The following is a 13316-nucleotide window of genomic DNA, read 5'->3' on the forward strand; positions in this document are numbered from 1 at the left end:
AGTTTTCGGCGAAACAGTGGTTTGGAAGTGGTACAGAAGACGCGGGCAACCAAAAAAAGATTCTCCCTATCTTTGCTTAACAATATAACTTGCTATGGTGTTGCGGTCCCATGCCGGCTGGATTTGCTCCCGGACATCCCGTTGCCCTGATGCCCCGCCACCGCGGGGCTGTGTCGCCAAACGGATACAATCACCATGCCTTTTCTTCGCCAAATGCGCCTGACTCCCCGCCTGTTGCTTGCCTGGGGGCTCGGGTTCGCGCCGGTCGCGGCGCGCGCGTGGCAGTCGGGGCTCGTCTCGACCGGGACCGACGGACGGCTTGTTTACGCGGCGGACGCGCAGGGCAACCGCATTCCCGATTTCAGCCACGCCGGTTATCATGGCGGCGGGGTGCCGATTCCCGACGTGCCCGTCGTCGCGCGGCGCGCACCCGCCGGCGGGGACAATACCGCGCGCATCCAGGCCGCGCTCGACGAAATCGCCGCGATGCCGCCCGGTGCGGACGGCTGGCGCGGGGCGTTGCTGCTCGCGCCGGGCGTTTATGAAGTGCGCGGCACGCTGCGCCTCGCGGCGGACGGTATCGTGCTGGCGGGCGCAGGCATGGACGCGGATCCCGGGCAAAACACCATCCTGCGCCGCACTGGCACGTCCACGGAGCCGGTCGTCCTCGCGGGCGGCAGGGCGGCGGGCAAACCTTTCGCCGCCGAGGTGCGCGGCACGCGCAGCGACATCGTCACGCCGCGGGTCACGGTCGGCTCCAGTTCCTTCGAGGTGGCGGACGCCTCGAAGTTTCGCGTCGGCGACGCCGTGCTCGTCGTGCAGCCATCCACCGAGGCATGGATAAAATCGGTCAATGCCGGCGATGCCTTCCCCGACCGCGCCGCCGGGCGCACGGCCGTGTGGAAGCCGGGGGAAATCGACATCCGCTATCACCGCTATATCACCGCCGTCGAGGGCAACCGGCTCACCCTCGATGCGCCGGTGTTCGATCATCTCGACCGCGCGCGCGCGCAGAGTTACGTGGCGAAATTCAACGATACCGGGACCGTGCGGCATGTCGGGGTCGAAAATCTCTTCATCGACGTGGAGACGGAAAGCGCGACCTCGGAAAACCACGCGGCGGACTGCATCCGGTTTCAGCAGTCGGAAAATTGCTGGGTGCGCCGCGTGACCGCGCGCCACTTCTGGCACTCGGGCGTGCAATTCGGCGGCGGCAGCACGCGCGCCACGGTCGAGTCTTGCCGCGCGCTCGAGCCGCGCGGCATCGCGACCGGCGGGCGTTTTTATAATTTCGGCACGGCGGGCGCGCAGCTCGTTCTTTTTCGCGACTGCCTGGCGACCAAGGCTCGCCATGCCTTCATCTGCAACGGCGCCAGCCTCGACTCCGGCATCGTTTTTCTGGCTTGCGTGAGCGAGGGGGCGATCGCGTCGTCCGAGGGGCACCGGCGCTGGTCGCAGGGCGTGCTGTTCGACAACTTCATCGCGCGCAAGCCGGACACCAAAATCGTGCTCGGCCTCTATAATCGCGGCCGTTACGGCACGGCGCACGGCTGGGGGCTGGCCCACTCGGTTGCGTGGCGCTGCGCGGCGGGCGGCGCGCGCATCTGCGTGCAGCGCCCGCCGCACGCGCAAAACTACGCCATCGGCTGCTCGGGGGATGTTTCCGGAGAAGGGCCGTTCAAGGCGCCCGCCGGGCACATCGAGGGCGTGAACAAAACCGGCCTCGACCCGGCCTCGCTTTATCTCGCGCAACTGAATGAACGGCTGTCGCGCCAATAACCGCGCGTCAGGTCTCACCCGCGCCGGCATTCTCCCTCACCGTTTCCCGTCAACCACAGTTTATCATGACCCATTCCAGTATATCGTTCCACCGTCCGCCCGCGCCACGCTCCGGCGCGCTGGCCGGCGCGGCGTTGTTCGTGTTGTCCGTCGCGGCCATTTCGGGCGAGCCCGCGGGCGGGCCGGACATGGCGCGCCTGATCGCCGAAAACTTCGACTTCGCCGCGCGCCAATACAGCGTGCTGCTGGACGAGGCCGAAAAAACGCCGGACCAGTTTCCCCGCACTTTTGAGGACGGAAAGCTGCTCACCTCGAAGCTCAAGACCTGGACCGTGGGTTTTTTCCCCGGCTCGCTCTGGCTGATCCGCGAGGGCACGGGCGACGCGAAATGGAACGCCCCCGCCGACCGCTGGACACGCCGGCTCGACGGGCTCCGGCACCACGCGGGCACGCACGATCTGGGTTTCATGCTGTATTGCGCCTACGGCACCGGCTTGCGCGCGGCGCGGGGCGCGGTGGACGAAAAGGAATACAAGGCCGTGCTGCTCGACGGGGCGCAGGCGCTCGCGTCCCGTTTTAATCCCGCCGTCGGCTCCCTCCGTTCGTGGGACCGCGAGATGTGGGCGTTTCCCGTCATCATCGACAACATGATGAACCTGGAATTCCTTTGCTGGGCGACCGCCGAGAGCGGCAATCCGCGCTACCGCGACATCGCCATCGCGCACGCGCACAAGACGCTCGCGAACCATTTCCGCGCCGACGGCAGCAGCTACCACCTCGTCACCTACAACCCCGTTTCGGGCGCGCCGGAGCTCAAGCGCACGTGGCAGGGCTACGGCTCCGAGTCCGCCTGGTCGCGCGGACAAGCCTGGGCGCTCTACGGCTACACCATGATGTGGCGCGAGACGCGCAACCCGCTCTATCTCGACCAGGCGAAACGCATCGCGGAGTTCATCGTGACGCACGCGCGCCTGCCGGAGGACAAGGTTCCTTATTGGGATTTCGACGCGCCCGGCATTCCGGACACCCCGCGCGATTCATCCGCCGCCGCCATCATGGCGTCGGCCTTCATCGAGCTGGCGGACCACGTGGAGCCGTTTTTTGCGCGCCGCTATGCCGAAACCGCGCGCCGCCAGCTCGTCTCGCTGTCGTCGCCCGCCTACCGCGCGAAACTGGGTGAAAACGGCGGCTTTCTATTGATGCACGGCACGGGCCACTATCCGCACGGCATCGAGGTGGACCGGCCGCTGAGCTACGGCGATTATTATTTCCTCGAGGCGCTGCTGCGTTATCGGGCGCGACTGGGGAAAACAAGGTAGCGGAAAATTACGATTTACGAATTACGAATTACGATTTGAAAATGCCAAATGACGCCGCTTCGGGCGGATGCCTTTCTTATTCGCAAATCGTAATTCGCAATTTTTCCTCTTCCTCGTGCCGCTTCCCACCGAACTTTTCGATTACGAGCTTCCGCCGCGCCTGATCGCCCAGACGCCGGCCGCGCGCCGCGACGCGTCCCGCCTCATGGTGGTGGATCGCGCCAGCCGCAAGGTCGTCCACACCGTGTTCGCGGAACTGCCGGCCTGGCTGCGGGCGGGCGACATCTTGTTTCGCAACAACGCCGCGGTGCTGCCCGCGCGCCTCCATGCGCGGCGGCCCACGGGCGGCGCAGTGGAGTGCTTTTTGTTGCGGCCCGACACGGTTTCGGATCGCGGCGAGGCTTGGTGGTGCCTGGTGCGCCCGGGCAAACGGCTGCCGCCCGGCGCGGTGTTCTCCGGGGGCGAGGGGGATTTTTCCGCGACGGTGCTGGAGAAGCGCGAGGATGGGACGGCGCTGGTGCGCTTCACCACGCCGCGCGACGCGTCGATCATCGCGGTGGCCAACCGGCTCGGCGACATCCCGCTGCCGCCTTACATCAGCCGGGAGGGAACGGAGGAGGAGCGGGAGCGCGACATCGAGCGCTACCAGACGGTTTACGCGGACCGCGCGAGCCAGGTGGCCGTGGCCGCGCCGACCGCCGGCCTGCATTTCACGCCGGAGTTGCTCGCACGCCTGGCCGCGCTCGGGGTGGGCACGGCGGACATGACGCTGCATGTCGGCCTGGGCACGTTCAAGCCCATCGGCACGGAAACCGTCGAGGAACACGCGATCCATCGGGAAATTTACGAGATGCCGGAGGCGGCGGCGCGCAGGCTCGTCGCGCCCGGCGGCGGCAGGCGGATCGCCGTCGGCACCACCTCGGTGCGCACGATCGAGGATTATCTGGCAAAAAGGGAAAGGGAGGGCGCGGGTGCTTGGCAAACGGGGGCAGGTGGCGGCGTGCAGTGCGCGGAGGCGGCGCTGTTCATCTATCCGCCGCGGCGGTTTCTCGGCGTGGATGCGCTCATCACGAATTTTCACCAGCCGCGCTCGACCTTGCTTTGCCTGGTGTCGGCCTTTCTCACGCCCGGCTCGACGGACGGCATCGCCTGGATGCGCGAACTGTATGCCGAGGCGATCGCGCGCGAATACCGGTTTTTCAGCTACGGGGATGCGATGCTGGTCCTGTAGGACGGGCCTTCGTGTGTTGCCTGACACAACAAATCATTAGGTTTGGTTTTTCTTTTTGATTAAAACCGGGTTGCAACAAATGGCTTTTCGCTTAAATTAAATCTTTTAACTATCGTTTTATGCCCACCCTTCGTTGTTTCACTCTGAACACCGTCCTCATTCTCGCCGCGTGCCTGCTCGCGGCGTGTTCGCGCTCCTCCGACTCGGCGGACGGCGCCGGCACGCCGGCCAAGCCCGCGGTGGCGTCCGCGCCTGCGGCGGCCCCGGCGAACTACCCGCAAATCATCGAGCAGAACGACCAGAAACTGGCGTTTGTCTCGGCCATCCGCTCGATCGAACTCAACCGCGAATTCCAGCACAACGTGCAAGTCGTCCAGGCCCAGCGCGCGAGCGTCGTGGAACTCAAAAAGCGCGTGGACGAGGCCAAGCCGGAGGAAAAGGACGCCCTCCAGAAACAGCTCGACGAGGCGCTCAAAAACCTCGACTCGAACAACACCATCATGACGAAAACCTACGGGTTTTCGCTTCTGCGCAACTACGTCATCTTTTTCGCCAAGACGCGTCTCTACACGCCGCTTGCCGACGAGGAGTTCGCCAAGCTCTCCCCCGAGGACAGGGCCAAGCCCGACCTGATCAGGACGATTGACGGCAGGGTTCACCTCTACGTCGCGTCCATCGAGAGCGTCGGGGCCAACGAGATTTTCCGGCGCAACGTCCAGCTTGTCCAGGCTCAGCGGGAACACCTTGGCCAGCTCGCCCAGTCGATCAACAACGCGAAGAGCGACGGCGAGAAGAGGCGTTTTCAGGATGAACTCACGAAATCCGAGGAGGTGCTGAAAAAGAACGTCGAGGAGTTTGCCAAGCTCCACGGCATCACGCCGCTGCGCCCTTATCTCATCGAGGTCGAGGAGTCGCTGATTTACACGCCGCTGTCGGAAGATGAGGCGAAACAAATCGCCACGAGCGCGACGACCCAGCCCGCCGCCGGAAAATAAGCGCGCGCAAATTTTTCACCAGACCCGCCGCCACCGCCGAAACGCGGTGGCGTTTTTTTTGTTGGGCGAGGAGGGGAGGGAGGCGGGGCGCGTCCGCGCTCCCGGTTGCGGGGCGGCCTTATTGATGTCCGTGGTGCTCGTGGTGTTCGTGCGGCGCGCCCGCAACGCCGGCGTCCGGCATCAAGTGCTCGTGGAACCATGCGTGGACGCGCGGCTCGCCGCGGACGAGCGTAAGCACGCCGAAAATCACGAGCGCCACGCCGCTCGCGCGCACCAGCCAGCGCCTGGCGCCCGCATGGATTCGCTGCCCGAGCAATGCGGCCGCGAGCAGGCCCGGCATGGTGGCAAGCCCGAACAGATACGCGCCGGCCACGAGTCCGGTGGGCGATCCGAAACTCGCCAGGTAGAGCAGGGCGGTCCACGACAGGCCGCAGGGGAGGAACCCGTTCACCCATCCGGCGAGCAGGCTTTTGGCGAGCGAGGGCGAGCGCCACAGCACCGCGAGCGCCGCGCACGCCGCGCTGCCGCGCCACCAGCGGGCAAGCGGCGCGGGGCCGCGCACTTCCAGCGCATAGGCGAGGCCGGCCGCGATCATCACCGCGCCCGCGAGCCAGCCGAGGATGCTTTGGGCATGCGAGAGCGTGTCGCGCGCTCCGGCAAGCGTGCCGGCGGCGAGCAGGAGCACACCGAGAAGCACGTAGGCGGTGGCCTTGCCGGCCTGGTAGGCGAGTTGCCGCCAGACGACGACCAGCGGACGCGGCGCGCCGGCTGAAATGGCCACCGAAAACACGCCGCACATCCCGACGCAATGTCCGCCGCCCAGCAACCCGAGCAGCAGCACGCCGATGTAATCGCCAAGACTCATGGCGAGCGATGATTGCCGCGCGCCGCCGCGAGTCCAATGCAAACCATGAATGAGTCGCGCGCCGGCATCGCTTCCAGTCGCATCCGAATCTTGGCGCGGCACGACCGCAGACTCGACAAGTGCGGCGCGTGTTTCCTAGGCTCGGTCCTTTATGAAAATTTATCTCGACGGAAAGTTTGTTGACCAAGCCGATGCAAAGGTCTCCGTGTTCGACCACGGATTGCTTTATGGAGACGGGGTTTTTGAGGGCATCCGCCTTTATCAGGGCAACATCTTCCGCCTCGAGGAGCATCTGGAACGTCTCGAATATTCCGCCAAGGCCATTCTCCTGAAAATGCCCTGGACGCGGAAGGAAATCTCCGACGCCACCTGCGAAACCTGCCGCCAGAATAATCTGGCCGACGCCTACATCCGCCTCGTCGTGACCCGCGGTGTCGGCGACCTCGGTCTTTCGCCGTGGCTTTGCCCCAAGCCGTCGATCTTCATCATCGCCGACAAGATCGCGCTCTATCCGGAGGAGTGTTACATCAAAGGGCTCGAGATCGTCACGGTGCCGACGCGCCGCCTGAATCCGGCGGCGTTCAGTCCCGCGATCAAGTCGCTCAATTATCTCAACAACATCTTGGCCAAGATCGAGGCGCGGCAGTTCGGCGCGCGCGAAGCCATCATGCTCAACGACCAGGGCTATGTGGCCGAATGCACCGGCGACAATGTCTTCATCGTGCACAAGGGCGAGATCATCACGCCTTCCGCCACGCAAGGCGCGCTCAAGGGCATCACGCGCGGCGCGGTCTTCGACATCGCGAAGGAAATCGGCGTGCCGATCCGCGAGGACAACCTCACGCGCTACGACGTGTGGAACGCCAACGAGGTGTTCCTCACCGGCACCGCGGCCGAGACGATCCCGATCACCAAGCTCGACGGACGCGAAATCGGCGACGGCAAACCCGGCCCGGTGTTCGCGAAAGTGCTTGCCGCCTTCCACAAGCGCGTGCTGACCGAAGGCACGCGGATTTGAAAGGCTGAAGGGCAAGCCGGGAATCGGACGTGGGTGGGGCTGTTTTTCCAGCCCTTCAGTCCTTATTTCCGCGCCGTCAGCAATTCGCAACGGGCCGCGCGTTTCGTTTCCGGATCAAATTCCACCAAGGCCGCCGAGAGCCGCACATCGCCCTCGGCCACGCCGAAACGCCGCGGCATCCCGTCGAGGAAGCGTCCGATGACCGGCTGCACCTCGCGGCCGAGCACCGAGGCATAGGGACCGGTCATGCCGGCGTCGCACATGAACGCCGTGCCGCCGGGCAGCACGCATGCGTCCGCCGTCGGCACATGCGTGTGCGTGCCGATGACCGCGAGCGCGCGGCCGTCGAGATGCCAGCCCAGCGCCTGCTTCTCCGACGTGGCCTCCGCGTGGATTTCCACAAAAAAACCGTCCGCCTGTCCGCCCAATCTTGCCAGCAAGGCATCCGCGCCGAGAAACGGGCACTCGGCCTTCATGCCCAGAAACTGCCGTCCGAGCATCGTGCTTACCGCGAGGCGAAATCCTTTGGCCTCCAGAATGATGTGGTCGCGCCCCGGACACGCCGTGGGCAGGTTGGCCGGGCGGCACACGCGCGCCAGCCCGATGATTTCCGTTTCCCAACCCTTCTGGTCCCACACATGGTCGCCAAGCGTGATGGCGTCCACTCCCGCATCGAGCAACGTCCGTGCGATCGCGCCGGTGATGCCCGCGCCGGCGGCGGAGTTTTCCGCGTTGGCGATGACAAAATCCAGCCCCAGCTCCGCGCGCAACCCGGCGAGTTTCCCGATCACGATTTCGCGGCCGGGCTTCCCGACAATGTCTCCGATAAACAACAGCTTCAGCATGCCCCGAAACAGCCGCGCTCCGCGCCGGGGCGCAATCGGAAAAACCGTTCTCTTTTTGAAAACAGAAAAAGCTCCGATGGAAGAATTCACCACAAAGACGCAAAGATCACAAAGGAGTTTAAGTTTGGTTGCTTTGTGCTCTTTGTGCCTTTGTGGTGAGTTTTTTGGTTAAGAAAACAGCGACGAACCACTTCACGACATCATGCCCAATCCACCAGCAAATCCCATCCTCGACCTTGTCGGCGTCGGCGCGCCCATCATGGATCTCGTGGCCTCCGTGCCCGATTCGTTTTTGTCCGAGGCCGGCGGGGAAAAAGGCGGCATGGTCATGATTGACGCGACCGAGATGAGACGGCTCGTGGGCAAACTGCCCCTGCCGCCCGCCATCACCAACGGCGGCTCCGCCGCCAACACCACTTACAACGCCGCCCGCCTCGGCCTGCGCACCGCCTTCGTCGGCAAGCTCGGCAACGACGCCCTCGCCGACGACTACCGCGCCCGCTTCGCCGCCGCCGCCGTCGGCACCGGCCGTTTCAAGCGCGGCCTGCTCCCCAACGCCTGCTGCCTCAACCTCACCACGCCCGACACGCAGCGCACCATGCGCACCTGCCTCGGTGCGCACGCCACGCTTTCGCCCTCGGAAATCACGCCCGCCGATTTCGCCGGCGCCCGCCATGCGCACATCGAGGGCTTTGTCGTGTTCAACCGCGACCTCGCCGACGCCATCGTCAATGCCGCCCGCGCCGCCGGTTGCACGATCAGCCTCGATCTGGCCTCGTTCGAGGTCGTGCGCGGCGCGCGCGACTGGCTGCTCCCGCAACTCGGGCGGGGCATCGACGTCGTCTTTGCCAACGAAGACGAAATCCGCGCGCTTTTCCCCGACGCGCAGGACGCCGCCGACTACGCCGCGCACGCCCGGCGTCTCGCCTCCTTTGGCGGAGTCGCCGCCGTGAAACTCGGCCGCGACGGCGCGTGGATCGCGCGCGGAAAGGAGTTGCATCGCATCGCGCCCGTCTCCGTGGCCGACGCCATCGACTCGAACGGCGCCGGCGACGCATGGGCCGCCGGATTCCTGGCCGGCTGGCTGCGCGGACGCCCGTTGCCCGAGTGCGGCAAACTCGCCTCGCTGCTCGGTGCCGAGACCGTCCGCCACATGGGTCCGCTCATCCCCGCCGCACACTGGCCCGCCATCGCGACCAAAGCCGCCGCCCATCTCCCGTCCTAACTCTTTCTCTTTCCTCTTTATCTTTATTCTTTCTCAAGCGATTGGGTTTCGCGCGGCGCGAGGGGAAAAGAGAAAGATAAAGAGGTTTCGAGCGAAGCGACAGTCTGCCAAGAGAAAGAGTTTTTTGGCGGAACTCCGGCGCATCGTGACGCCCCCCGTTCTTTGTCACTCCGGGCGTTACGCGAGGCTTTGACAGCGCCCGTTCTGCCGCACAACGTTCGCCTTCAACCATGTCCAACCAAGTCCGCGTCCGTTTCGCACCCAGTCCCACCGGTTTCTTCCACATCGGCAGCGCCCGCACCGCGCTGTTCAACTGGCTCTATGCCCGCCACACCGGCGGCACCTTTGTCCTCCGCATCGAGGATACGGACCACGAGCGCAACAGCGAGACGTTCCTCAACGTCATTTACGACAGCCTGCGCTGGCTCGGCATGGACTGGGACGAGGGCCCCGGCGTCGGCGGAGACTACGGCCCCTACCGCCAGAGCGAACGCAACGACATCTACCGCGACTACATCGAGAAACTGAAAAGCACCGGACGCCTCTACGAGAAGGACGGCGCGCTCTGGTTCAGGCTCCTCGGCGAGCGCTACGAAACCTACGACGAGCACCGCAAGAAAACCGTCACCAAGGTCAAGGCCGCCCCGACTGTCATCGACGACCTTCTGCGCGGACGGGTCGAGCGCATCGAGGACGAGGACTTCGTCGTCGTGCGCTCCGACGGCACGCCCGTGTTCCATCTCGTGAATGTCATCGACGACATCGCGATGAAAATGACCCACGTCATCCGCGGCGAGGATCACCTCTCCAACTCCAGCAAGCACGTCGAGCTGTTCAATGCCTTTGGCGCGCCCGTCCCCCGCTACGTCCACATTCCGCTCATCCTCAAGCAAAACGGCCCCGGCAAGATGTCCAAGCGCGACCAGGGCGCGCTCGTCGAGGAGTATCAGAATCGTGGATACCTGCCCGAGGCGCTGGTCAATTTCCTCTGCCTGCTCGGCTGGAATCCCGGCGGCGACGTGGAAAAGCTCCCCATCGACGAGATCATCCGCCGCTACGACATCCCCGGCCTCAACCAGAGCAACGCCCGCTTCGACGAGCGCAAGCTCGCCCACATGAACATGGCCTACCTGCTGGAACTGCCGCCGGACAAATTCGTCGCGCATGCGAAGACCTATTTCGCCCGCCACAACACCTTCCCCGGCGGCCTGCCCGACGAGGCCTACCTCCGCGAGGTGCTCCTGCTCTGCCAGCCGAAAATCAAGGGCGTGGAAGACCTGCCCGCCTACACCGCCTGGTTTTTCGCCGAGGATTACGCCACCGACGAAAAAGCCCGCGCCAAAATCCTGGCCAAGGGTGACCCCAAGGCCCGCCTCGCCGAACTGGGCGCGGCGCTGCAAACCGCCGATTTTTCCAGCGACACCGCCATCGAGGAGACCATCAAGCAGCTCGCCGTGGACAAAGGACTCGGCTTCGGCGACTATCAAGCCGTCGCGCGCCTGGCGGTTTCCGGCACGAACGTCGGCCCGAGTCTCACCGGCATGTTCCGGGTCCTTGGCCGCGAGCGCGTGCTGGCGCGCATCGCCCGTTTTGCCGCGACCCTGTGACAACCAAAACCGAACCATTAATTTGAACAGAAGGAAACGAAGGACACAAAGAAAACCATAATCATAAAAGGTATTCTTCGCTCCTTTCGTTTCCTTCTGTTCAATAAAAAACCGAACCTCCTTTCCGCGCAAACCCGTGAAACAACCCGACGATTTTTCAGACGAAGACGAACTCGACCCGACAGAGAAACCGATGGGGTTCTTCGAGCATTTGGAGGAATTGCGCTGGACGCTGGTCAAATGCGTCATCGTGTATGCGGTGTTTGCCATCGCGATCGGCATATTCCTCAAGCAGTTCAACGCCGCGCTGCTCTGGCCGCTGGAGTGGGTGAGGCACACCATGCCGGAGATGAAGTTTGAAATGGCGGGGCGCACGCCGACGGAGGCGTTCAGCATCGTCATCCAGCTTTGCTGCCTCGGCGCGTTGCTGCCGGCGATGCCGTTTTTCTTTTTTTTCCTCGGCCAGTTCGTCGGGCCGGCGCTCACAAAGACGGAGAAACGCATGGTGCTGCCGGTGTGCTTCTCGTCGCTGCTGCTCTTCCTCGCCGGCTCGTCGTTCAGTTTTTTCCTGCTGGTGCCGAGCACACTGAAAATCTCCCTCGAGTTGAACAACCTGCTCGGCTTCGACCCGCCGATTTGGACGCCAGCGAGCTACTACAGCACGCTGAGCTGGCTGGTGATCGGCGTGGGCGTGGCGTTCGAGTTTCCGCTGCTGATTCTGCTCCTGGTTTATCTCGGCTTCATCTCGACGGCGACGCTGCGCAAATACCGGCGTCACGCCATCGTCGTGATTTTCATTGTGGCGGCGATCATCACGCCCACGCCCGACCCGTTTACGCAGACCATTTTCGCTGCGCCGCTTTATGCGCTGTTTGAAATCGCGATCTTTGTCGGCGGCCGGATGGAAAAGAAACGCGCCGCGCGACTGGAGGCGGGGGAGCTCTAGCTCCGCGATTTACCGCTGCTTTTTGGAGGCGTTGCGCTGCGCGCGCCACATGACCCGGAGCATTTGCAGCGCCAGCCAGAACACGCCCGTCAGGCAGGCGGCCCCGGCCGCGCCCCATAGCACGACGAAACGGGTCTCGCTGGACGGCACGTGGCCGCTGACCAGCCAATACATGAACGCGAAGAAAGCGGGCACCAGCACCGCGTCGGCAATGAGGGTGGCGCGGGTCACGAGCGGAAAGTCGGGCCTGTATTCGGATTCGGGCAAAGCCATGCCGTGCAAAAGAAATTAACCGTGCAGGCTTGTCCAATCCTTTTGCCCCTGTAGACAGGAAGATGTCCGGCCCTTCCCACGACGAGGCGCGCCTGACCTCCCGATTTTCGCGGTTTCTTGACGCCTCTTTTTTCGCAACCCACGCGCATTCCCCTGCGTTTTCCCATACACTTCCCGGCAACTCAATCCCTCCTCCCGCCATGAACACACGCATCCGCAGCCATTCCGCGGCGTCCCCGGCGCCCTCGCTCGACCGCCGCTCCTTCCTGAAAACCTCCGCGTTTGCCGCCACCGCATTCGGGCTGTTCGCCCGGGAACGCCTTTGGGCGCAGGCGCTCCCGTTGCCGCCGGCGCCGCCGCCCCCCGCCCGGCCCGCGCCGGCCGCGAACGGCTCCGGTTTTGTCCCGCTGCGGCGAGGCGCGGGGGTGTTCAACGGACGCGGCGGCACCATCGGCTGGTTCGTGTCGGAAGAAGCCCTCGCCGTCATCGACACCCAATTCCCCGATACCGCCGCGGCCTGCCTCAAAGGACTGCCGGACCGGGAGGGACGCGGGCTCGATGTCGTGGTCAACACGCATCACCACGGCGATCACACCTCGGGCAACCCGGTTTTCAAGCCGGTCGCGAAAACCATCGTCGCGCACGAGAATGTCCCCGCGCTCCAGCGCGCCGCCGCCGCGCGCGCCCAGCCGCCGACGCTCGACCGGCAGGTTTACGCCGACACGCTTTTCGCCGAGACATGGAGCGCCGCGCTCGGGACCGAGACGGTGCGCGCCCGCCATCATGGCCCGGCGCACACCGGCGGCGACATCATCGTGGTGCTGGAGAATGCCAATGTCGTGCACATGGGCGACCTTGTCTTCAACCGCCTTTATCCGGTGATCGACCGTCCGGGCGGGGCGAGCATTCGCGGCTGGATCTCGGTGCTGGAAAATGCCGCGAAGGCATATCCGTCGGATGCGATCTACATCTTCGGCCACGCGAATCCGGCCTTTGGCGTGACCGGCACGCGCGACGATCTCGCGCCGATGCGGGATTATCTGTCGGCCCTGCTCGCCCATGTGGAACGACAGATCGCCGCCGGAGCCTCGCGCGAGGAAATCTGCGCGCTGGAAAACCTCCCCGGTTTTCGCGACTGGCACCAGCCCGCGCCGAATCGTTTGCAGGGCAACCTCGGCGTGGCCTACGACGAGTTGACTGCGGCGGGATAGCA

General features: G+C 64.6%; 12 protein-coding genes. 9 read left to right on the top strand and 3 right to left on the bottom strand.

Going from position 1 to position 13316, the window contains the following annotated elements:
* Positions 1-213 precede the first annotated feature (213 nt).
* The 4 genes from OH491_RS02455 (at position 214) to OH491_RS02470 (ending at position 5324) form a co-directional block, all read left to right on the top strand.
* Complete coding sequence (locus tag OH491_RS02455) at positions 214-1779, top strand: peptidoglycan-binding protein (protein WP_342750844.1); 1566 nt, start codon at positions 214-216, stop codon at positions 1777-1779.
* Positions 1780-1844: 65 nt separating this feature from the next.
* On the top strand, positions 1845-3098 hold the full coding sequence (locus OH491_RS02460; RefSeq protein ID WP_068769481.1) for a glycoside hydrolase family 88 protein: 1254 nt from the start codon (positions 1845-1847) through the stop codon (positions 3096-3098).
* A 115-nt stretch (positions 3099-3213) separates the two neighbouring features.
* Positions 3214-4329 carry a tRNA preQ1(34) S-adenosylmethionine ribosyltransferase-isomerase QueA gene (gene queA / locus OH491_RS02465; RefSeq protein ID WP_068769848.1) on the top strand — a complete coding sequence of 372 codons (1116 nt, stop codon included), beginning with the start codon at positions 3214-3216 and terminating at the stop codon, positions 4327-4329.
* Positions 4330-4448: 119 nt separating this feature from the next.
* Positions 4449-5324, top strand: coding sequence for a hypothetical protein (locus OH491_RS02470; protein ID WP_068769480.1), 876 nt, complete (start codon positions 4449-4451; stop codon positions 5322-5324).
* Positions 5325-5442: 118 nt separating this feature from the next.
* Here the strand turns inward: OH491_RS02470 and OH491_RS02475 are convergent, their stop codons facing one another.
* A complete protein-coding gene (locus tag OH491_RS02475) occupies positions 5443-6189 on the bottom strand; it encodes a sulfite exporter TauE/SafE family protein (protein WP_145928647.1) in 747 nt (248 codons plus the stop codon).
* Between the two features lie 151 nt (positions 6190-6340).
* Here OH491_RS02475 and ilvE point away from each other — a divergent pair, with 151 nt between their 5' ends.
* A complete protein-coding gene (ilvE, locus tag OH491_RS02480; protein WP_068769478.1) occupies positions 6341-7207 on the top strand; it encodes a branched-chain-amino-acid transaminase in 867 nt (288 codons plus the stop codon).
* Between the two features lie 62 nt (positions 7208-7269).
* Here the strand turns inward: ilvE and OH491_RS02485 are convergent, their stop codons facing one another.
* Positions 7270-8052 carry a TIGR00282 family metallophosphoesterase gene (locus OH491_RS02485; protein WP_068769477.1) on the bottom strand — a complete coding sequence of 261 codons (783 nt, stop codon included), beginning with the start codon at positions 8050-8052 and terminating at the stop codon, positions 7270-7272.
* A gap of 202 nt (positions 8053-8254) precedes the next feature.
* Between OH491_RS02485 and OH491_RS02490 the strand changes: the two genes are divergently transcribed.
* From OH491_RS02490 to tatC, 3 genes are all read left to right on the top strand, one after another.
* Positions 8255-9277: an adenosine kinase gene (locus tag OH491_RS02490; protein ID WP_068769476.1), complete on the top strand. Its 1023-nt coding sequence runs from the start codon at positions 8255-8257 to the stop codon at positions 9275-9277.
* A gap of 230 nt (positions 9278-9507) precedes the next feature.
* Entirely contained in the window at positions 9508-10884 is a 1377-nt protein-coding gene (locus OH491_RS02495) for a glutamate--tRNA ligase (RefSeq protein ID WP_068769475.1), read from the top strand.
* A 136-nt stretch (positions 10885-11020) separates the two neighbouring features.
* Positions 11021-11830, top strand: a complete 810-nt coding sequence (gene tatC, locus OH491_RS02500) for a twin-arginine translocase subunit TatC (RefSeq protein ID WP_145928646.1) — start codon at positions 11021-11023, stop codon at positions 11828-11830.
* 9 nt (positions 11831-11839) lie between these two features.
* Here tatC and OH491_RS02505 read toward each other — a convergent pair whose 3' ends face one another.
* Complete coding sequence (locus OH491_RS02505; RefSeq protein WP_068769473.1) at positions 11840-12103, bottom strand: hypothetical protein; 264 nt, start codon at positions 12101-12103, stop codon at positions 11840-11842.
* A 200-nt stretch (positions 12104-12303) separates the two neighbouring features.
* Here OH491_RS02505 and OH491_RS02510 point away from each other — a divergent pair, with 200 nt between their 5' ends.
* Positions 12304-13314 carry an MBL fold metallo-hydrolase gene (locus OH491_RS02510; protein ID WP_068769847.1) on the top strand — a complete coding sequence of 337 codons (1011 nt, stop codon included), beginning with the start codon at positions 12304-12306 and terminating at the stop codon, positions 13312-13314.
* Positions 13315-13316 lie beyond the last annotated feature (2 nt).

The organism is Termitidicoccus mucosus (assembly GCF_038725785.1).
GTDB lineage: Bacteria > Verrucomicrobiota > Verrucomicrobiia > Opitutales > Opitutaceae > Termitidicoccus > Termitidicoccus mucosus.